Raw genomic sequence first — 19645 nt, forward strand, 5'->3', positions numbered from 1 at the left:
CGGAAGAGCGAACGGCCAGTTTCTGGATGGATTCTGCCCGAAGGGGGAATGGCTGGTGCGGCCCGAGAACGCAATCTCGGGTTGTGCCGGCTCTCTTGCGCCCGACCGAGAGGTGTGGGTCAACTCAATGCTATTGAGATAACTCTTCTTATCGCAATAGCCGTCTCGTCTGACTAAACTCCAAATATGAAAAGTACCCCGAGCGCGCTGATCCAAGAGGAGGCGTCGCAGGACTTCCCTGGTGCCGCAGCGCTCGCGGCCTTGAGAGCCTGGTACGCCGGAATGGGCACCGCCAAGGCCGTCGCGCAGTACCTGCCGCACAGCACCGGCACTGGAAGGTCGTCTCGCGCCGTGCTGGGCGAGATTCGGCGCCAGTTGGCGGACCATGCCCGACGGTGCCGTCGCGACGATCTGGCGCAACGGCTCATGCACTCGGCGTCCGAACGGCCCAAGCATGCCCGCGCTGTCATGGCGGCGATCGAGGTGTTGCGCGGGCTCGCCGTGCCGCGGCCGCTGGTGACGGACGCTGTCGAGCACTGGCTGTCCGCACGCATCGCCAAACCCCTGCGAACCCACGGCCTGCGCACGCTGGCCGATCTGACGGTGCGCGTGCCGCGCCGGCGGCGCTGGTGGGTGGGCATTCCCGGCTTGGGCGCCACCGGCGCCAGGCAGGTGGAAGCTTTTTTCGCGGCACATCCGTCTCTGACCGCCGCCGCCCGTGCGCTGGTGCCGGTCGGCATGCCGCAGGACGTGGTGCCCTGGGAGCGCCTGTACGTGCCCCATGAGGTCGACGGCTCGCGCGGTGCCTTCCGGGCGCCGCTGGAAACCTGCGTCCTGGGCGCGCGCAACGACTACGAGGCGGTGCAGGCCTGGCTGTCGCTGCACGAGTCGGCGCCCACCCAGCGGGCCTACCGCAAGGAAGCCGAGCGGTTGATCCTCTGGGCCATCGTGGAGCGCGGCAAGGCGCTGTCGTCGCTGACGACGGAAGATGCCGTGGCGTACCGGGCGTTTCTGCGTCACCCCGCACCGCGTGGGCGTTGGGTCGGACCCGCCGCGCCGCGATCCTCGTCCGAGTGGCGGCCATTCACGGGTGCGCTGTCGGCGCGATCCGTGGCCTACGCCTTGTCGGTTGCGGGGGCCTTGTTCCGCTGGCTGATCGAGCAGCGCTATGCGCTGGCCAACCCCTTCGCGGGCATCAAGGTCCGGGGCGCCTCGAGGTCTGAGTCGCTGGCGGTGACGCGGGTCTTTGGCGAAGGGGAATGGGCGATTCTGCAGGCGGTGGCCGAAGGCCTGGAATGGGTGCACGGCTGGGAGGCCGCTGCGGCGCATCGGCTGCGGTTCGTGCTGGATTTTGCATACGCGACCGGCCTGCGCATCGGCGAGCTGGTCGGCGCGACGCTCGGCCAGATCGACACGGATGTCCACGGCGATCACTGGCTGCGCCTGGTGGGCAAAGGCGGCAAGGCCGGCAAGGTGGCGCTGCCGCCGCTGGCCCGGTCTGCGCTGGACCGGTACCTGATGCAACGGCAGTTGCCGATCACGCCGGCCCGGTGGGATCCAAAGGCGCCGCTCGTCTGCAGCCTAGAGCTGGATAGTTCGGCCGGCATCACGGCCGCGCGGCTGTGGAGCGTCATGCGGCGCTTCTTCCTGCAGGTGGCCGAGGTCATCGAGGCGGACAGTCCGGCGCTCGCGGAGAAGCTGCGCCATGCCAGCCCCCACTGGATGCGCCACACCCACGCCACGCACGCGCTGGCACGCGGCGCGGAACTTACGACGGTGCGCGACAACCTGCGCCACGCCTCGATCACGACTACCTCGATCTACCTGCACGGCGACGAGGTCAAGCGAGCCCGCCAAATGGATGCCGCGTTCGCGGCACGCGCCCCGGACTCATAAGTCGGCCGCGGCGGCTGCCGGGGCCTGACGAGTGCCGAGAGATGAGGGCTCCGAACGGAGCCCTTTGAGGAATGGTCGCGAGGACCGGCTTGGCGGGGATCAGTAGCCTTGACGGGCCACCTCACTGGGCTGAATCCTTCACGGTGCTTCCACGACGCTGTCAGTTCCGCGTTCGACGAACGTAATTGTTCTGGGCGAAACGACGGCGGTACTACTCCCACCGCAACGGCGCCAGTCCGATCTGCTTCGGAAAAGCACTCTAGAAAACCGTTCGATCGAAGACCCCAAGCCACAGCATCTCGCTTCCCGGCAGGCAGCGCTACATTCTCAATTGATCTGCATCTGCAGCGACATTTTCAATATATCGCTGCTCGGCTACAACGATATCGTGAGTTTGGTTCAGATCGAGATTGATCCTCCTCAAGAGTTCCATGTCATCAAAGAACATCAAGATTGGACGATGCGAAATCTCAAGGGACGTCAGAAGTTTTCTCAACTCAGCAGCCAAGTTTTCAAACGAAGAAGACCCCTTCATCGCGTTCTGTTCAAACCTGCCTCTGACGTCCAAATACCCGATGTCATCAAGTTCGAGTGCGCGAAGCGCCAGGGCTCGCGTGTTAGCGATGAAATCCAGTCGAGGTGCGATACGAACATCGACGATAAGATGAGGGTGGGTCTGCTCCGCAAAGGCCCTAAATAAATGCCGGCGACCAAAATGATCGGCAAACACCAATACGACATTGTGAGGAGTGAGAAACGGCAAGGCGAGCTGCGTTCCTTTCGGAGGCAACGGTTGCTCGATTGGTTCGGCAGCAGATTTTCTCTGCAAATGCTCCGCCAGTGATATGACGTTAGGCATTGGGCCCGCTCTGAACTTCCAAGTGTTTCTCTACGTCCAAATAACTTTCGCGTAAAAGTCCGCGCTCCCACACCGGCACGTGGGAAATCATTGTGCCGGCATCATCTTTAAGTGCGCCATCTTTGAAGAACGCGCGCCTGTATAGCCTCGGAGCAACTCCGGTGAAAGCCCTAAAAAGAACTCGAGGCTTGGCTTGCCTAATACTTTCTAGATTCCCGCTTTGCAGAATTATACGAAACTTCGAAGGGGATGTCCACTTTACCGAGGATTTTTGCAGCGCGTCATCATGTAATTCGAAAGCCCTGCTTTTTGGATATGGTTCAATATATTGGACTTCATCCACACCGCTTGCAACAATGTGTCTTGCGCAGTAATGACAGGGAAAGGTTGTGACGAAGAGCTTCGTCCCGGCAGTCGCAACGCCAAGCCGAGCTGCTGAAAGCAAGGCATCCATTTCTGCATGAACCGCACGGCTGAACTCGATCAATCTCCCCAGAGGTGTTTTCTTTATCTGACCGGCGATCTTTTTTCTTTCTTCATCTTTAAAATCCTTTAACTGATCGATGCTAGCAATCACTTTTTCGATAATTTCATCTTGTATTCGGGTGTTGCTGCAATAGCCGCGATGAGCAAAGCACCGATCATCTTCATGATGAACGTCGTTAGGATCCTCAAAATTGCTACCGTAAACGCCGCCGCCCGCCATAGGTACTTCGTTTGTTCCCGTGGCAATAAGGTTGCCCTTGCTATCTGTCAGAGCTGCGCCTACTTGACGCGATAAGCATGCGCTTCGAAGTTGTGCCCCTTTTGCGTGAAACATTCCTGTTTCCGAAGCGTCGGGTCGAACAATTCTCTTATTGGTTAGTATATCGAAAAGTCTGCCAAGCTTATCAGTGACAATCCACTCGGGATTAGGCACTTTTTGTGCGGCGTCACTGTAGCGATTGGGAGTGTTATCTACAAAATAGTCGGCCAAGTGAAAGGTGTCCGCGACCTTCTGCCCATATTTAATATCAGCGCTTTCGTCGCGCTTCATAAATTTCTCAATATCGTCCAAAGAGGAATCTCGGAATTTTGCCGCGTGAAGGCGCTGAGTTCGAATGGTCTCTTCACACACAACGCCAATTAGGCAAAATGCTTCCCTGTATATTCCTCGTAGTAATTCCGCCTCTGCCGGGTTTTTGAGGGAATCAATAATATAGACCCGCGTTGGTTTTTCGTGTTCCACGAGGGCGACGACAGGATTGTGTGGCGTGGCAATCTTCTTATCTTCTGCTTCTCGAGTCGCCTTTATGCGCGACATTAACTTCAAGGCCACTGCGGAAATGTCAGCTTTTCGCATCTCGTCGCCAAGATCTTGGAGCGATGTACCGATCTCTAGTTTCTTTTTTTGGGCGAGATTGACTCGCTCTTCCTTTGTAAGCGAACTTTTAATAACGTCGCTTGCCTTTATGACGAAAACGTCTTTGGTCTCGAATGCCGTCGCAGCGAGCGACTCCAAAGTGGCCGCGACATAGGACGTTCCCGAGCCTGCGGGGCCCACAACCGCGAAGACCCATTCTTTTGCCGCGAGCGTGTTAAAGGACCTTTTTGCCTCGACAGCGCTGGGTTCATTCGCTGCTTCCGCAGAAGGCAAGGGCAATGAAGACATGAGTTCCTATGTATGAAGTCCGCACCGCGGGGAGACATGCAGAGTATGCCGTCAGGTGTCACCGAATGTAGCGAGCAAACCCTGCGAGCGGTCCGAGGAAGCGTGAAAATTCGCGCTGAGATGGGACTTCATGGCGTCAGACGCTGTGGCTGGTTCGCACAACCCGAGCAGGGGTCGGCGCTCCCAGCGGGCTGCTGAGCTTTCAACCGTTCGTGTCCGAAGGAGCCGGCGCAAGTTGATTGATCATCCTCACACGGCACGAACGACGAAATAGGCTTCGTCCGTGTCACCGAGATCGCGCAAGCCCGCCGTCCTGGCCGCATCGAAGGCCTTGATCCAGCGCTTGGCCAGCGCGATCTCGTCTTTGGTCAGGTCACTTTCGCGAGACTCGCTCGCGTTCTGGAACGCGCGCAGCGCCGGCACCACCTCATGGCCCAGCTGCCGGTCGAGCTCCCGCCGGAAGCGCTGCTCCGCGACCTTCACTGCATCGGCCACTGGATGCGGATAGTCGGAGAGCCGCACGAGGTAGGCGACCCTCGGTTCCGGCTCCACCTCTTCGAACCGGAACGGCGTGTCGTCGTCACAGGCCTCCTGCGGCGCGACGTCGATCGGTGCCGTAGGTATCGGCTGTGGGAAGAAGAGTTCAGCTTGGTCCATGGTCATCTCCTTGAGCAGTTCGCAACGCGCTATGCACTTCCACCGAGGCTGGAACCGCCGCGGCGCGATGGCCAGCGCTGCAACGCCTTCGCGATCATTTCGCCGTGGCGCTGCGCCTCCAGGCGGGCAGCCTTCGCATCGGGCGGGGCGGGCCGCGGCACCGGCCGGCAAAACCAGCGCTGCGGGTAGGTGTCCGCCTTGATGTTCTTGAGCGCCCGTCCACGCGGATTGATCTCGGTGCCTTCGATGAAGAAACCGCCCCGGACCTCGAGCATGGACGCGCGGTTGAGCAGCGGAATCACGTAGCTCTCCTGGTCGTCGGCCAGCAGCATCGCGATCATCAGGCTGCGGCCCGGGCGCGGGTCATGGATGCGTGGGACATAGAGCAGCTCTCCGATGCGGCGCGTGTGCTTCACCGCCTCCTTGTTGGAAAGTGCTTGGCCCTCGAACCGGTATCTAAACACTTCGCAGTACACCTGTATGAATATACAGTAGTATGGCGGCATGGAAGACGAGATTCCGACCGATCTGTGGATCTACTATTGCGCACAGCAGCTCAAGCGCCATTGGCGGACGGTGGATCCTGAGCAGCTCGAGGAGTTGGCGACCGGCTTGGCTTGCGAGACGCATTTGCGTGCGCTGTCGCCTAGGGCGGCCGCGCTCAAATGGCTCGAGCCGGTGATGACTCCAGAGGACCTGCTCCGCCAGAGATAGTCGCTTACGGAGGCGCCATGCCGACACTTCCCTATGCAATTCTTGAAGCCCCACGTTGGGCTTGGCGACAGATGGAGTGGAGCGCTTGCCCGAGGCTCCTGGGTCTCGGTCTTGCTGAGCGCATCCAGGCACGGCGCGCCGTGCGGCTGGCAGTGCCTTCGAAGGATCCGGCGCCCGACCCGGACCGGCATACTGAATGCCACGGCCGTTTCAGCGTGGTCTCCCCGCATTGCCGACGCGGTGGAAGCGGTGCTTGATGCGCGCGAATTCCCGGTCGTGCTCGGCGGCGATTGCACGATCTTTCTGGGCTCGATGCTCGCGTTTCGGCGGCGCGGCCGCTACGGCCTGTTCTTCATCGACGGCAACGCCGAGCTCTTCCAGCCCGAGGCTGAACCCAATGGTGAGGGCGCCTCGATGGACCTTGCCCTCGTCACCGGCTGGAGTGCCGCGTCCGCGAGCGCACGAGCCCGAAAACAGAAGAGCTCAGCGCAACGTCGATGTTCCTCCGACGTTGAAGAATACAAGCTCACTATCTGTGATCGGGCGAGATCAATAACTTTGGCCCAAGCTCACTAACTTTGACTCCCTACACCTGGTCGGGCGTGCAGCGGCAGGCCTTCGATGCGGAGCCCAGGTAGCCGCAAGGGCAGGGGTTCATCGCGGCGATCAATTGAAAGCGCGCCGGGAATTCGGCGCTGCGCGCGGCCCGTGAGATGGTGATCGTGCCGGTCTCCAGCGGCTCGCGCAGCGCCTCCAGTGCGGAGCGTGCGAATTCGGGGAATTCATCGAGGAAGAGAACGCCGTGGTGCGCTCTTGAAATCTCGCCGGGCCTTGGCGGAGAGCCGCCGCCCACCAGCGCCACCGCACTGGATGTGTGATGGGGCGAAGACGTAGGCCGTGTCATCCAGCGCTGCGTCGCGAAGCGCCCGCCCAGGCTGGCCACGGCGGCGCTCTCCAAGGCCTCGTCGATGCTCATCGCGGGCAGCAGCCCGGCGAAGCGCTGGGCGAGCATGGACTTGCCCGAGCCGGGTTCGCCCATCATCAGCAGGCTGTGGCCGCCGGCCGCCGCGATCTCCAGTGCGCGCTTGGCGCTCGCGTGTCCCTTGACGTCGGCCAGGTCGGCATAGTGCGGCACGCCTGCGCCGGCCGTCGCACGGACCCGCGCCCAGCCGTCGGCCGGCGGGTCGGGCCACTGGGAGGCGGCCTCGCTGTCGGCGACGAACTGGCGCACCACGTCCAGCAGGTGCCGGGCGCCATAGACCTCGCCGTCGGGCACCAGCGCGGCTTCCTGCGCACTGTCCAGGGGCAGCACCAGCCGCGTGGCCACGCCGCGCGTGTGCAGGGCCAGCGCCATCGCCAGGGCGCCGCGCACGGGCCGCAGCTCGCCCGACAGGGACAGCTCTCCCGCGAACTCGTGCCCGGCCAGCCGGGCGTTGTCGATCTGCCCGCTGGCCGCGAGGATGCCCAGCGCGATCGGCAGATCGAAGCGCCCCGAATCCTTCGGCAGGTCGGCCGGCGCGAGGTTGACGACGATCTTCTTGTTGTTGGGGTACTCCAGCCCCGCGTTCTGGATGGCCGAGCGCACCCGCTCGCGCGCCTCCTTGACCTCGGTTTCCGCCAGTCCGACCAGCGTGAAGCTCGGCAAGCCGTTCGCCAAATGCACCTCGACAGTGACACTGGCCGCTTCCAGCCCCAGCAAAGCGCGGCTTTGCACCAAAGACAGTCCCATTCTTCTTCCTCTCCCCAGTATGGTGCGTCATTCTTCCCGGACCCGCGGTGGTGCAACGCACCGGATAACTGCAACCACCCCGCAACAGACGTTGTAACGATTTGGCTCTCAGCCGAGGCGGTGTCCGGTGGCGCGAGGACCGGTATTCGTGCACTTTGGCACGCTCCCTGCTTTGAGCCTCCAGGTTCACAACACACTTGCGAGGAGTTTCCCGATGACGCACCGTACCGCCGTCCAGGCGCTGATCGTTCTGGCCACTGCATTGACCGCGTCGGGCGCAGCCCTTGCGCAGGCCACCACGGACGCCGCAACACCTGCGGCAGCGCCCGCCCCGAACCTCACGGGCAACGTGTCCATCACCACGAACTACAAGTTCCGTGGCCAGGACCAGGACATGATCGGCAAGAACGACTACGCCAAGACCAAGGGCTTCAAGCCCGCCATCCAGGGCGGCCTGGACTACGCCTTCGGCGACAGCGGCTTCTACGTCGGCAACTGGAATTCCAGCGTCAACTGGCTCAAGGGCAACAGCATCGAGATGGACGTGTACGGCGGCTACAAGTTCAAGGCCGGCCCGCTGGACATGGACGTGGGTGCGCTCTCCTACATCTACCCGGGCAACTCCTCGGGCAACACCACCGAGCTGTACGTCGCGGGCACCTACGCCAATGAAAGCCTCGGCTCCTTCACCGCCAAGTACTCGCACACAGTCTCCAAGGACTACTTCGGCTACGCAGGCAACAAGGCCGGCTCGGGCCTGAAGGGCACCAACACCGGCTACCTGAACCTGTCGTACAGCAAGGAGATCGTGCCCAAGGTCACGCTGAAGGCGGCCGTCGGCTACACGAACATGTCCAGCGACATCCGCAGCCTGGGCTACAAGAGCTACGTCGACTACAACGTGGGCGCGAGCTACGACTTCGGCAACGGCCTGTCGCTGACCGGTTCGGTGCAAGGCGCCAACAAGAAGAGCTCCTATGTCGCGGTCGCGAACCCGGGCATCGACCTGGGCTTCGGCCCCTTCGGCCAGACGACCTACTCGCCCAACAAGGCGCGCTTCATCCTGACGCTGACGAAGACGCTGTAAATAAAACAACGAGGTGCGGCCCAAGCTGCCGCACCATTTCATTTCCATCCGAAGGAGAAAACTCATGAAGCTGGTCACAGCCATCATCAAACCGTTCAAGCTCGACGAGGTGCGCGAAGCACTGTCGGCCATCGGCGTGCAGGGGATCACCGTCACCGAGGTGAAGGGCTTCGGCCGCCAGAAGGGCCACACCGAGCTCTACCGCGGCGCGGAGTACGTGGTCGATTTCCTGCCCAAGGTCAAGATCGAGGCGGCCGTCTCGGACGACCTCGTCGACCGCGTGATCGAGGCCGTCGAAGGCGCGGCACGCACCGGCAAGATCGGCGACGGCAAGATCTTTGTCTACAACCTCGAACAAGTCGTTCGCATCCGCACCGGCGAAACGGGCCGCGAAGCCCTCTGATCGAGTCCAGGCCCGAAAGAACAACGATTATGAAAAAACTGCTTGTCTCTCTTGCGTTCGGTTTGAGTGTGCTGGCTGCCGGCACCACCGCCCTTGCACAAACGCCCGCGGCCACGGCCGAGGCGCCCGCTGCTTCGGCATCCGCACCCGCGGCGGCTGCCCCTGCGGCAGCGCCCGCCGCGGCTGCGGCCGCCGCCGCCCCCGCGGCGCCCGCAGCCGCACCGGCTCCGAAGATCGACTCCGGCGACACCGCCTGGATGCTGACTTCGACGCTTCTCGTGATCCTGATGACCATCCCCGGCCTCGCGCTGTTCTATGGCGGCCTGGGCCGCTCGAAGAACATGCTGTCGGTGCTGATGCAGGTCTTCGTGATCTTCTCGCTGATCAGCATCCTGTGGGCCGTCTATGGCTACAGCCTGGCCTTCTCGGGCGACGGCAACTTCCTGGGGACCTTCGACAAGATCTTCATGAAGGGCATCACGCAGGAGACCTTCGGCGCGCTGACCACGATTCCCGAATACGTGTTCGTCGCCTTCCAGGGCACCTTCGCAGCCATCACCGTGGCGCTGATCGTCGGCGCCTTCGCAGAGCGTGCCAAGTTCTCGGCTGTGCTGCTCTTCTCGGTGCTGTGGTTCACCTTCAGCTACGTGCCGATCGCCCACATCGTGTGGGGCGGCGGCCTGCTGGGCAAGGACGGAGCGCTGGACTTCGCCGGCGGCACCGTGGTGCACATCAACGCCGGTGTGGCCGGCCTGGTCGGTGCCTACATGGTCGGCAAGCGCGTCGGCTACGGCAAGGAAGCGTTCACGCCTCACTCGCTCACGCTCACCATGGTCGGCGCTTCGCTGCTGTGGGTCGGCTGGTTCGGCTTCAACGCCGGCTCGGCCGGTGCTGCCAACGCCGTCGCCGGCCTGGCCTTCATCAACACGGTGCTCGCCACCGCTGCCGCGGCGCTGTCGTGGATCCTGGGTGAGAGCCTGCACAAGGGCAAGGCCTCGATGCTGGGTGCCGCGTCCGGCGCCGTGGCCGGCCTCGTGGCCGTCACGCCGGCAGCCGGCTTCGTCGGCCCGATGGGTTCGATCGTGCTCGGCCTGCTGGCCGGCCTGGTCTGCCTGTGGGGCGTGGGTGGCCTGAAGCGCATGCTCGGCGCGGACGACGCGTTCGACGTGTTCGGCGTGCACGGCGTGGGCGGCATCCTGGGTGCCATCCTGACCGGCGTGTTCGCGGCCAAGGGCCTCGGCGGCACCGGCGGCGCAACGCCCGACACCTTCGCGATGGGCGCACAGGTCTGGATCCAGATCAAGAGCGTGGCGCTCACGGTCGTGTGGTCCGGCGTGGTGGCCTTCATCGCCTACAAGATCGCCGACCTGACCCTCGGCCTGCGTGTGTCGGAAGAAGAAGAGCGCGAAGGCCTCGACATCTCCTCGCACGGCGAGACCGCATATAACAGGTAAACCCCCAGGCTACGCGCACTTCGTGTCGCTACGCCAACCCCCTTGCGGGGGGCAACACCAGCGGCCCGGCAAAGCCGGTTCCGCGGTGCCCACCGATTGAAGAAAAAGTTTTCAAGCGAGGTCTCCTTTGGATGTTCAGCCCGCGAGCGCTCCGGCGCCAGCGGGCTTTTTTTTGCCCGCCGCCGCGATGGCCGGGGGCACAATCGCGACACCATGTGGACCTCCATCGAAGACAGCCTCTGCGAGCTCGGCGAGTCGCCGTTCTGGCACCCGGAAGAACGCTCGCTCTACTGGCTCGACATTCCCGGGCGTGCCGTGCTGCGCACGCGCGGCGACATCGGCTCGCCGGAGGCGAAGGTAGAGCGATGGCCCTTGTCCACCGAGCCCGGCTGCATGGCGCCGGCGCGCAGCGGCGGCCTCGTGATCGCATTGCGCGACGGCATCTACCGCGCGCGCCAATGGGGTGGCGAATTGGTCGCGATGGCGCGCGTGGAGCATGACGTGAGCACCATGCGCTTCAACGACGGCAAGTGCGATGCGCTGGGCCGCTTCTGGGCCGGCTCGATCAACGAGGCCAAGGACCGCGCCAATGCCGCGCTCTATTGCCTCGACGCACGCAGCAACACCGGCATCTCGCCGACCATCACGCAGATGGCCAACCAGGCCACCACCGCCAACGGCCTCGCGTTCTCGCCCGACGCCCGCACGCTCTATTGGGCCGACACCCCCTCACACGTGGTGCGCGCGTGGGACTGGGACGCCGAGGGCAACTCGCTCTCGCGCGCCCGCGTGTTCCAGCAGTTCGACGCCAAGCCCGAGGGCTGGTCGCCAGACTCGCTGCTGCACTACGGGGGGCGCCCCGACGGCGCCACCATCGACGCCGAAGGCCACTACTGGGTGGCGATGTTCGAAGGCGCGCAGCTGCTGCGTTTCTCGCCCTCGGGCCAGCAAGTGGCGGCCGTGCCGGTGCCCGTCCAGTGCCCGACCATGCCCTGCTTCGGCGGCGACGACCTGAAGACGCTGTTCGTCACCAGCGGCCGCAAGGGTCGGCCCGCCGCCGAGATCGAGCAGCGGCCGGCCTCGGGGACGGTGATCTCGATGCAGGTCGAGACGCGAGGGTTGCCTGTGAACTTCTTCGAGGACTGATTGGCGTGAAGCGCGTTGTTCGGGTGCGATCACGCCGACGGGGGACATTCGCGGAGGGGAGTACCCGGTGTCCTGTGCACGCGCCCAGAACGCGATCGTCCCGCAAAGAAGCTAAGACGCCATGGCTGCGCAGCACATCCCCCCGATCCAATGCCTGCTGACCTTCGAGGCCGTCGCAAGGTTGCGGCACGCGGGCCGCGCGGCCGACGAGCTGTGCGTCACGCCCAGCGCGGTGAGCCACCGCATCCGCCAGCTCGAATCGCACGTCGGCTTCAAGCTCTTCGGCCGCAGCGACTTCAGCCTCACGGCAGACGGCGCGGCCTACCTCGCCAACGTGCGCACGGGGCTCGCCGCGCTGCAGGCCATGCCGCTCGGCGCCAACGCCGCGCAGCGCGCCACTCGCCTGCGCATTGCCGTCACGCCCACCTTCAGCCGGCAGTTCCTCATGCCCCGACTGGAGCTGTTCCGCAACATCTACCCCGACATCGAGCTGGTACTGCAGGTGTCGATCCCGCTGCTCGACGTGACGGCCGAGCAGGCCGACCTCGAAGTGCGCTACGGCCCCGGCGGGTATGCCGACTGCGAGCACCGGCTGTTGCTCGAGGAGCAGGTGGTGCCCGCGTGCAGCCCCAGCTATCTCAACGAGTTCGGGCCGTTCACGGGTTTTCGCACCGCGGCCGAGATCGCCAGCGCGCGGCTGATCCGCAGCCCGCTCGAACCCTGGGGCACCTGGTTTGCGAGCTGCGGGCTCGACCAGCCCGAGCCGAACATCGGCGCGCAGTTCAACGACCTGGGACTCGTGTACGACGCCGCCGCCAGCGGCTTCGGCATTGCGCTGGTGCGGCAGAAGTTGGGCGCCGCGTGGTTCGAATCGGGCCGGCTGGTCGCGCTGTCCGAGCAGGCCGTGCCGTCGCCGCACCGGCACTACATCTGCTGGCAGCCGGGCACGCTGGAGCGCTGGGAGTGCGCGGCCTTCGCCGATTGGCTGGAACAGAGCCTGCGCTGAAGAACCAATCACCACGTTCGCGAAGTTCTTTCAAGCGCCCGGCAAAAATCCGTCAACCCAGGGCCGCCGCAATTCCGTAGAGTGCGTGAAGTAAACCCCGAGACATCCCGCGAGCAGAAGAAAGCAGAAAGAGGTCGCCGCATGAATGCGCCGCTCACCCCCACGCAGCACGATTCGCTGCAGAAAACACAGCGCCAGTCCGAAGTGGTGCGCGCGCTGCAGGCGCATCTGCCCGCCCACGCGCTGATCTGGCAGGCCGAAGACACCACGCCCTACGAGTGCGACGGCCTCACCGCCTACCGCGCCCGCCCGCTGGTGGTGGCCCTGCCCGAGACCGAGGCGCAGGTGGCCGCCGTGCTCAAGGCCTGCCACCAACTCGGCGTGCCCGTGGTGGCGCGCGGCGCGGGCACCGGGCTCTCGGGCGGCGCCATGCCGCACACCATGGGCGTGACCATGTCGCTGGCCAAGTTCAACCGCATCCTGAAGATCGATCCGGTGGGCCGCACGGCCGTCGTGCAGTGCGGCGTGCGCAACCTCGCCATCAGCGAGGCGGCCGCGCCTTTCAACCTGTACTACGCACCCGACCCGTCGAGCCAGATCGCCTGCACCATCGGCGGCAACGTGGCCGAGAACTCGGGCGGCGTGCACTGCCTGAAGTACGGCCTGACGCTGCACAACGTGCTGCGCGTGCGCGGCTTCACGGCCGAGGGCGAGCCCATCGAGTTCGGTGGCGAGGCGCTCGACGCGCCGGGGCTCGACCTGCTCGCGCTGGTCATCGGCAGCGAAGGCATGCTGGCCGTGACCACCGAGGTCACCGTCAAGCTCGTACCGAAACCGCAGCTCGCGCGCTGCATCATGGCCAGCTTCGACGACGTGCGAAAGGCCGGCGACGCGGTGGCCGCGGTGATCGCGGCCGGCATCATCCCGGCGGGCCTGGAGATGATGGACAAGCCCATGACCGCCGCCGTCGAAGACTTCGTGCGCGCGGGCTACGACCTCGACGCGGCGGCCATCCTGCTGTGCGAATCCGACGGCACACCCGAAGAGGTCGAGGAAGAAATCGGCCGCATGACCGCCGTGCTGCGCGGCTGCGGCGCCACCGCCATCGCGTGCAGCAACAGCGAGGAAGAGCGCATGAAGTTCTGGAGCGGGCGCAAGAACGCGTTCCCCGCCTCGGGCCGCATCAGCCCCGACTACATGTGCCTCGACTCGACCATCCCGCGCAAGCGGCTCGCGGACATCCTGCTGGCCATCCAGCAGATGGAGAAGAAATACAACCTGCGCTGCTGCAACGTGTTCCACGCGGGCGACGGCAACCTGCATCCACTGGTGCTGTTCGATGCCAACGACCCCGACGAGCTGCACCGTTGCGAACTGTTCGGCGCCGACATCCTCGAGACCAGTGTCGCGATGGGCGGCACGGTATCGGGCGAGCACGGCGTAGGCGTGGAGAAGCTCAACAGCATGTGCGTTCAGTTCACGGCGGCCGAGAACGAGCAGATGTTCGGCGTGAAGCGCGCCTTCGATCCCGAGGGCATGCTGAATCCCGGCAAGGTGATTCCCACGCTTCAGCGCTGCGCCGAGTACGGCAAGCAGGTCGTGCGCGGGGGGAAGTTGCAGCATCCGGATCTGCCGAGGTTCTGAGATGGGGACCTGTTTTTCTAACCCGTGGGTTCATTCGGGGCGCGATCACGCCGACGGGGGACATTCGCGGAGGGGAGCACCCGGTGGCCTGTGCACGCACCCCGAACAACAGCACTCACGATGGAGCGCCAGATGAGTACCGACACAGCACTCCACCAGATCGTCGAGCGCATCCGTGCCGCAGCTGCAGCCAATACGCCGCTGTGCATCCGCGGCGGCGGCACCAAGGATTTCTACGGCGAAACACCGCAGGGTGAACTGCTCGACATGCGAGCGCTCACCGGCATCACGAGCTACGAGCCAAGCGAGCTGGTCGTCACTGTGCGCGCCGGCACGCCGCTCGCCGAACTGGAAGCGGTGCTTGCGGAAAAAGGCCAGTGCCTGCCGTTCGAGCCGCCACGCTTCGGCGGAAACGGCACCGTCTGCGGCATGGTCGCGGCCGGCCTCAGCGGACCCGCGCGCGCGAGCGTCGGCGCGGTGCGCGACTACGTGCTCGGCGCCACGCTGGTCAACGGCCGCGGCGAGCTGCTGACCTTCGGCGGGCAGGTGATGAAGAACGTCGCGGGCTACGACGTTTCGCGCGTGCTGGCCGGTTCGCTCGGCACGCTGGGCGTGATCGCCGAAGTGAGCCTCAAGGTACTGCCTGCCGCGCCTGCCGAGGCCACGCTAGCATTCGCCTGCGGCCAGGCCGATGCGCTGCGCCTGCTCAACGAATGGGGCGGGCGGCCGCTGCCGCTGAATGCGAGCTGCTGGTTTGAATACGAAGGCGCGGGTGTGCTTTACCTGCGCCTGCGCGGCGCCGCGGCCGCCGTGGAAGCCGCATGCACACACCTCGGCGGCGAGCGCAAGAACAACGCGCGTGCCGCCGCCGAATGGCAATCGCTGCGCGACCAGCAACTGCCGTGGTTCGCCACCGACGAAGGCACGGACGCGCTCTGGCGCCTGTCGGTGCCGCAGACCGCGCCGGTGCTCTCGCTCGACGGCGCCGCGCCCTTGATCGAATGGCACGGCGGCCAGCGCTGGTACAAGGCGCGGCCCGATCAGGCCGCGCGCATCCGCGAGATCGCGCGCGCCGCGGGCGGTCACGCCACGCTGTTCCGCCTGCCCCGGTCGGACACCCAAGGCAAGGTCCCGCGCTTCGACGCGTTGAGCGCGCCCGTCGAACGCATCCAGCGCGCGCTGATGCGCGAGTTCGATCCGCACGGCCTCTTCAACCGCGGCCGCCTGCTCGCCTCCACGTAGAACAAGAACCGACATGCAAACCGAGCTCGCCCCCGAATTCCGCGGCACCGACGATGGCCGCGAAGCCGAAGCCATCCTGCGCAAGTGCGTGCACTGCGGCTTCTGCACCGCCACCTGCCCCACCTACCAGCTGCTCGGCGACGAGCTCGACGGCCCGCGCGGGCGCATCTACCTCATCAAGCAGGTGCTCGAAGGCAAGGCGCCGACGCGCAGCACGCAGCTGCACCTCGACCGCTGCCTGACCTGCCGCAACTGCGAGAGCACCTGCCCGAGCGGCGTGCAGTACGGCAACCTCGTCGACATCGGCCGCAGGATCGTCGACGAGAAGGTGCCGCGCCCCGCGATGGAGTCGGCGCAGCGCTGGCTGCTGAAAGAGGGCCTGCCGTCGCCGCTGTTCGGCCCGGCGATGAAGCTCGGCCAGTCGGTGCGCGGCGTCTTGCCCGAGGCGCTGAAAGCCAAGGTGCCCGCCAGGCAGGATGCCGGCGCCTGGCCCACCGCCACGCACGCGCGCAAGGTGCTGATGCTCGCGGGCTGCGTGCAGCCGTCGATGATGCCGAACATCAACAGTGCCACCGCACGCGTGCTCGACGCGGCCGGCATACAGGCGGTGATCGCACCCGAGGCCGGCTGCTGCGGCGCGGTGAAGTTCCACCTCAACGACCAGGACGGAGGCAAGGCGCAGATGCGCGCCAACATCGATGCGTGGTGGCCTTTCGTGGAGCGCAACGAGGTGGAGGCCATCGTGATGAACGCTTCGGGCTGTGGTGTCACCGTGCGCGAGTACGGCCACATCCTGCAGCACGACGCGGCCTACGCGCTGAAGGCGGCACGCATCGGCGAGCTCACGCGCGACCTGAGCGAATTGCTGCCGGACCTCGTGCCTGCCCTGAAGGCCCGCGTGCGCGCGCCGCAGGGCGTGGTGGCCTACCACCCGCCGTGCACGCTGCAGCACGGCCAGAAGCTGCGCGGCGGCGTCGAGACGCATCTGCGCGCGCTGGGCTTCGACATCCGCGTGGCAATGAACGAATCGCACCTGTGCTGCGGCTCGGCCGGCACCTACTCGGTGCTGCAGCCCGAGCTGGCCTATCCGCTGCGCGACCGCAAGCTCGGCCACCTGGAGCAGCTGCAGCCGAGGGTCATCGCCTCGGCCAACATCGGCTGCATCACGCACCTGCAAAGCGGCAGCCGGGAGACGCCCGTGCGGCACTGGGTGGAACTGCTGGACGCGGCACTGGCGGCGGCCTGATCGCACACCGAAGAGCGCTCTGGTCCGACTCGCGCCATGGCAATTCGCGCCGCATCATGGCAGCACCGATTTTTCCAAGGAGCAAGCCTCATGTCTTCTGTTCAAGCAGCTTCCATCGTTCCGAAGAAGCACGTGCGGCACGCCCTGCTGGCGCTGGCTTGCGTGGCCGCTGCCGTTGGCGTGCAAGCCCAGTCGGCCATGCCGCAATGGAAGGGCGAGGGCGCGGTGCGCTATGTCTGCGGCGGCATCGGCTCGGACGAATCGACCGCGATGCGCGCGGCCATGAAGGAGCATCCTCTGGCGCTGCTCTTCGCGCGCTCCGACGGTGCCTACCTGACGGATGTCCAGGTCGACATCAAGGGCGCCGACGGCGCGCCTTCGCTGGGCCTGCGCGCCAGCGGGCCGGTCTGCCTGATCGACCTGCCGGCGGGCCGCTACACCATCGACGCTGCCATGGCCGGCAGTGCCAAGAGCCAGACGGTGACGGTGGGCGGCGGCTCGAAGACCGTCGATTTCAGGTTCTGAGCTTCCCGTGCGCTCAGGGCGCGCCGCAGCGCAGCGGCAAGCTCAGCCAGAACGTGGTGCCCACGCCCGGTGCGCTCTGCGCCTCGATGCGCCCGCCGTGCTGCTGCACGACCGCGCGCACCACTGAAAACCCAAGGCCCATGCCGCGTGCGGCGGGCATCGGAGCAGGCGCGGCGGCAGCCTGATCTTCCTTGTGCATGGCAGGGCGCTGGCCGCGCGGCGTGGTCAGCAGGGCCTGCAGTTGCGAAGGCGTCATGCCCGAGCCTTCGTCGCTGACGGTGATGCGAACAACGCCTCCGCCGGGGCTCTGGAGATCGGGCATGGCCTCCATGCGCAGGCTCACGCAGCTGCCCTGGCTGCTGTGGCGGATGGCGTTGTTCAGCAGGTTCACGATGGCGCGCGTCAGCAGCGCGCCGTCGGCCCGGATCGTTGTTTCATCGGCTTCGTCGAGCCCCGTCTCCACGCGCACGCCATGGGTCCGGGCGTAGGGCCACACCTGATCCCGCGCGTCGAGCAGCACCGTGCCGACATGCGTTTCCGCAAAGCGGTAATCGTTCGACCCGGCCTCGGTGTAGTCCATGAAACCCTCGGCCAGCGCGAGTGTGCGTTCCGCTTCCCGGCGGATCGCCCGCAGCAGATTCGCCGGCGGCGGCGCTGTGTCCGTCTCGGCGTCATGCATCGACAACAGGCTGAGGATGGTGATCTGCGGGCTGCGCAGGTCGTGGGACAGAAAACGCCGCCATTCATCGCGCTGGCGCTGGGCTTTGCGCTCGGCGGTGAGTTCGGGCAGTGCCACGACCCAGCCCCGCTCGTCACGCGCCGCGGCGCCGAAGGGCGCGGCCTCGAACTGGAACACGTGCGCCTCGGTGGTCTGGTATTCGCCGCGCAGGCGCACGGTCCAGTGGGGGTGTTCCGCCGCCATCGCTGCATCGGCTTGCACCGTGGTCGCCAGGGTCGCGAGCAACCTGGGCAGCGACACACCCCTGAGTGCCGCTGCCTCGCCGTCGCGCGAAGGCGGCGCACCGGCGCGCAACAGGCGAAAGGCCGCGGCGTTGCTCGATCCGATGCGCCCGTCTTCGTCGCAGATCAGCATGGCGACGGGCACGGTGTGCATGGCTTCGTCCATCAGCTTCTGCATGCGCTGGACACGGGCAATGGCCCGGTCCAGGGCCTGCTTGGGTTGCTGCGCGGAATCGGCCGCCGCAGGCGCGAGGGCCGGGAGCATCTCGAAGGCGCCGGCCGGAAGCATGTCCAGCGCCTGGGCGCGCTCGCGCAGAAAGGCGAACTGAGACTCCAGCCGCCGCCAACTCCACAGCAGGTAGAGGATGGCGAGCCCCGATATGGGGGCCGCCGGGGGCAGCCACCAGTGCCGCGCGAGCATGGCGGCGATGCTGAGCAGCAGGCAGGTCGCGGCCAGGCTGAAGGCGACCGGCAAGGCGTGGTGCGCCATGCGGATCAGCAGCCACAGCGCGATCCAGATCGGCACCACCGTCCATGCCGCATAGGCGAGTGGCGGCAGCACGCTGATGTTGCGGGCATGAAGCAGGTTGTCGATCGCATTGGCGTGCACCTCGACGCCGGACAGCACGCCCCGGACGCCCGCATGGGGTGCCAGCGTCTGGTCGCCGAGGCCTGGGGCCGTGGCGCCGATGAGCAGCAGCTTGCCCTGCAGTAGCTCACCGGGCACTTCCCCACGCAGTGCGCTCACATACGACACCGTGCGGTAGCTGCCGCGCGGGCCGGCGAACAGCAGGCGCAGCGGGTCCTCGCGCACCCAGGTGCCGGACGGTGCCGCCGGGGGCGCCTGCGACGGGACGCGGCCCGTCATGAGCGCCCCCACATAGGGCTGCAGGTGCCCGGCGTATCCCTCGCGCAGGTACAGCGTGCGCGCCACCCCGTCGGAATCCGGCGTCAGGCCCGCATGGCCGACGCCCCTGGCGCGTTCGGCGAATACCGCGAGAGGCGGCAGGAAGCCCGGCCAGTTCTCGCTCATCGACGCCAACGGCGGGGCATGCAGCAGCGGCAGGTAGACCGGCAGCTTGCCCATGGCTTGCGCCAGCCGCTCGTCATCCCGCGGGTTGATGCTGGGCTCGGTCAGGAAAAGATCCAGCAGCACCGCGCGCGGTGCATGGGGCGCCAGTCGCTCCAGCAGCCGGGCGTGGGTTTCCCTGGACCAAGGCCAGCGGCCGAGTTCGCCCAGGCTGCGTTCGTCGATCGCGATGATCATGATGTCGGGCGTCGCGGTGTGCGATGCAAGGCGCAGCATCCGGTCATGGATCGAGGCATCGATCTGCGTCACGATGGGGCGCTGCGCCAGTCCCAGCATGGCAATGGGTAACAGCAGCGCCATCAACAGCCGTTCGATGACGAGCCGCGTGCGCATTGC

17 protein-coding genes and 1 pseudogene are annotated in these 19645 nt (G+C 65.7%); 12 read left to right on the forward strand and 6 right to left on the reverse strand.

Annotated features, from left to right (window positions below):
* The first annotated feature begins 186 nt into the window (after positions 1–186).
* Positions 187–1896: a site-specific integrase gene (locus tag ACEN9N_RS25800; RefSeq protein WP_495654831.1), complete on the forward strand. Its 1710-nt coding sequence runs from the start codon at positions 187–189 to the stop codon at positions 1894–1896.
* A gap of 319 nt (positions 1897–2215) precedes the next feature.
* Here ACEN9N_RS25800 and ACEN9N_RS25805 read toward each other — a convergent pair whose 3' ends face one another.
* The 4 genes from ACEN9N_RS25805 to ACEN9N_RS25820 all read right to left on the reverse strand — a co-directional run bounded on the left by ACEN9N_RS25805 (position 2216) and on the right by ACEN9N_RS25820 (position 5479).
* Positions 2216–2755: a hypothetical protein gene (locus tag ACEN9N_RS25805; RefSeq protein ID WP_495654832.1), complete on the reverse strand. Its 540-nt coding sequence runs from the start codon at positions 2753–2755 to the stop codon at positions 2216–2218.
* The gene (locus ACEN9N_RS25810; RefSeq protein WP_495654833.1) at positions 2748–4406 is read right to left on the reverse strand and encodes an anti-phage dCTP deaminase; all 1659 of its coding nucleotides are present in this window, start codon (positions 4404–4406) and stop codon (positions 2748–2750) included. The genes ACEN9N_RS25805 and ACEN9N_RS25810 overlap by 8 nt, the downstream gene beginning before the upstream one ends.
* Positions 4407–4655: 249 nt before the next feature.
* Positions 4656–5063, reverse strand: a complete 408-nt coding sequence (locus ACEN9N_RS25815) for a hypothetical protein (protein WP_495654834.1) — start codon at positions 5061–5063, stop codon at positions 4656–4658.
* 29 nt (positions 5064–5092) lie between these two features.
* Positions 5093–5479, reverse strand: coding sequence for a hypothetical protein (locus ACEN9N_RS25820; protein WP_495654835.1), 387 nt, complete (start codon positions 5477–5479; stop codon positions 5093–5095).
* A gap of 88 nt (positions 5480–5567) precedes the next feature.
* Here ACEN9N_RS25820 and ACEN9N_RS25825 point away from each other — a divergent pair, with 88 nt between their 5' ends.
* Positions 5568–5777, forward strand: coding sequence for a hypothetical protein (locus ACEN9N_RS25825; RefSeq protein WP_495654836.1), 210 nt, complete (start codon positions 5568–5570; stop codon positions 5775–5777).
* A 111-nt stretch (positions 5778–5888) separates the two neighbouring features.
* Positions 5889–6353 (forward strand): arginase family protein, encoded by a 465-nt coding sequence (locus ACEN9N_RS25830; RefSeq protein ID WP_495654837.1) that lies wholly within the window; start codon positions 5889–5891, stop codon positions 6351–6353.
* 13 nt (positions 6354–6366) lie between these two features.
* Here the strand turns inward: ACEN9N_RS25830 and ACEN9N_RS25835 are convergent.
* Positions 6367–7506 (reverse strand): annotated as a pseudogene (locus tag ACEN9N_RS25835) (YifB family Mg chelatase-like AAA ATPase); the annotation flags it as partial.
* Positions 7507–7720: 214 nt separating this feature from the next.
* Between ACEN9N_RS25835 and ACEN9N_RS25840 the strand changes: the two are divergent.
* The 9 genes from ACEN9N_RS25840 to ACEN9N_RS25880 all read left to right on the forward strand — a co-directional run bounded on the left by ACEN9N_RS25840 (position 7721) and on the right by ACEN9N_RS25880 (position 17259).
* Complete coding sequence (locus tag ACEN9N_RS25840; RefSeq protein WP_495654838.1) at positions 7721–8593, forward strand: TorF family putative porin; 873 nt, start codon at positions 7721–7723, stop codon at positions 8591–8593.
* 64 nt (positions 8594–8657) lie between these two features.
* Entirely contained in the window at positions 8658–8996 is a 339-nt protein-coding gene (gene glnK / locus ACEN9N_RS25845) for a P-II family nitrogen regulator (protein ID WP_007833403.1), read from the forward strand.
* 29 nt (positions 8997–9025) lie between these two features.
* Positions 9026–10450, forward strand: a complete 1425-nt coding sequence (locus tag ACEN9N_RS25850; RefSeq protein WP_007833397.1) for an ammonium transporter — start codon at positions 9026–9028, stop codon at positions 10448–10450.
* 213 nt (positions 10451–10663) lie between these two features.
* Positions 10664–11596, forward strand: coding sequence for an SMP-30/gluconolactonase/LRE family protein (locus tag ACEN9N_RS25855; protein WP_495654839.1), 933 nt, complete (start codon positions 10664–10666; stop codon positions 11594–11596).
* Between the two features lie 121 nt (positions 11597–11717).
* Positions 11718–12602: a LysR substrate-binding domain-containing protein gene (locus tag ACEN9N_RS25860; RefSeq protein ID WP_495654840.1), complete on the forward strand. Its 885-nt coding sequence runs from the start codon at positions 11718–11720 to the stop codon at positions 12600–12602.
* Between the two features lie 141 nt (positions 12603–12743).
* Positions 12744–14246: an FAD-linked oxidase C-terminal domain-containing protein gene (locus tag ACEN9N_RS25865; RefSeq protein ID WP_007833382.1), complete on the forward strand. Its 1503-nt coding sequence runs from the start codon at positions 12744–12746 to the stop codon at positions 14244–14246.
* Between the two features lie 132 nt (positions 14247–14378).
* Positions 14379–15488, forward strand: coding sequence for a glycolate oxidase subunit GlcE (gene glcE / locus ACEN9N_RS25870; RefSeq protein ID WP_495654841.1), 1110 nt, complete (start codon positions 14379–14381; stop codon positions 15486–15488).
* 13 nt (positions 15489–15501) lie between these two features.
* The gene (gene glcF, locus ACEN9N_RS25875) at positions 15502–16734 is read left to right on the forward strand and encodes a glycolate oxidase subunit GlcF (protein ID WP_495654842.1); all 1233 of its coding nucleotides are present in this window, start codon (positions 15502–15504) and stop codon (positions 16732–16734) included.
* A gap of 90 nt (positions 16735–16824) precedes the next feature.
* On the forward strand, positions 16825–17259 hold the full coding sequence (locus ACEN9N_RS25880) for a carboxypeptidase regulatory-like domain-containing protein (RefSeq protein WP_495654843.1): 435 nt from the start codon (positions 16825–16827) through the stop codon (positions 17257–17259).
* A 13-nt stretch (positions 17260–17272) separates the two neighbouring features.
* Here ACEN9N_RS25880 and ACEN9N_RS25885 read toward each other — a convergent pair whose 3' ends face one another.
* A complete protein-coding gene (locus ACEN9N_RS25885) occupies positions 17273–19642 on the reverse strand; it encodes a CHASE2 domain-containing protein (RefSeq protein WP_495654844.1) in 2370 nt (789 codons plus the stop codon).
* Between the last annotated feature and the right edge of the window lie 3 nt (positions 19643–19645).

It is taken from the genome of Variovorax sp. Varisp46, from assembly GCF_059491885.1.

Coding starts and splice junctions, on each gene's coding strand:
- ACEN9N_RS25800 (WP_495654831.1), top strand. CDS start 187: ATGAAAAGTACCCCGAGCGCGCTGATCCAAGAGGAGGCGTCGCAGGAC.
- ACEN9N_RS25805 (WP_495654832.1), bottom strand. CDS start 2,755: ATGCCTAACGTCATATCACTGGCGGAGCATTTGCAGAGAAAATCTGCT.
- ACEN9N_RS25810 (WP_495654833.1), bottom strand. CDS start 4,406: ATGTCTTCATTGCCCTTGCCTTCTGCGGAAGCAGCGAATGAACCCAGC.
- ACEN9N_RS25815 (WP_495654834.1), bottom strand. CDS start 5,063: ATGGACCAAGCTGAACTCTTCTTCCCACAGCCGATACCTACGGCACCG.
- ACEN9N_RS25825 (WP_495654836.1), top strand. CDS start 5,568: ATGGAAGACGAGATTCCGACCGATCTGTGGATCTACTATTGCGCACAG.
- ACEN9N_RS25840 (WP_495654838.1), top strand. CDS start 7,721: ATGACGCACCGTACCGCCGTCCAGGCGCTGATCGTTCTGGCCACTGCA.
- glnK (WP_007833403.1), top strand. CDS start 8,658: ATGAAGCTGGTCACAGCCATCATCAAACCGTTCAAGCTCGACGAGGTG.
- ACEN9N_RS25850 (WP_007833397.1), top strand. CDS start 9,026: ATGAAAAAACTGCTTGTCTCTCTTGCGTTCGGTTTGAGTGTGCTGGCT.
- ACEN9N_RS25855 (WP_495654839.1), top strand. CDS start 10,664: ATGTGGACCTCCATCGAAGACAGCCTCTGCGAGCTCGGCGAGTCGCCG.
- ACEN9N_RS25860 (WP_495654840.1), top strand. CDS start 11,718: ATGGCTGCGCAGCACATCCCCCCGATCCAATGCCTGCTGACCTTCGAG.
- ACEN9N_RS25865 (WP_007833382.1), top strand. CDS start 12,744: ATGAATGCGCCGCTCACCCCCACGCAGCACGATTCGCTGCAGAAAACA.
- glcE (WP_495654841.1), top strand. CDS start 14,379: ATGAGTACCGACACAGCACTCCACCAGATCGTCGAGCGCATCCGTGCC.
- glcF (WP_495654842.1), top strand. CDS start 15,502: ATGCAAACCGAGCTCGCCCCCGAATTCCGCGGCACCGACGATGGCCGC.
- ACEN9N_RS25880 (WP_495654843.1), top strand. CDS start 16,825: ATGTCTTCTGTTCAAGCAGCTTCCATCGTTCCGAAGAAGCACGTGCGG.
- ACEN9N_RS25885 (WP_495654844.1), bottom strand. CDS start 19,642: ATGCGCACGCGGCTCGTCATCGAACGGCTGTTGATGGCGCTGCTGTTA.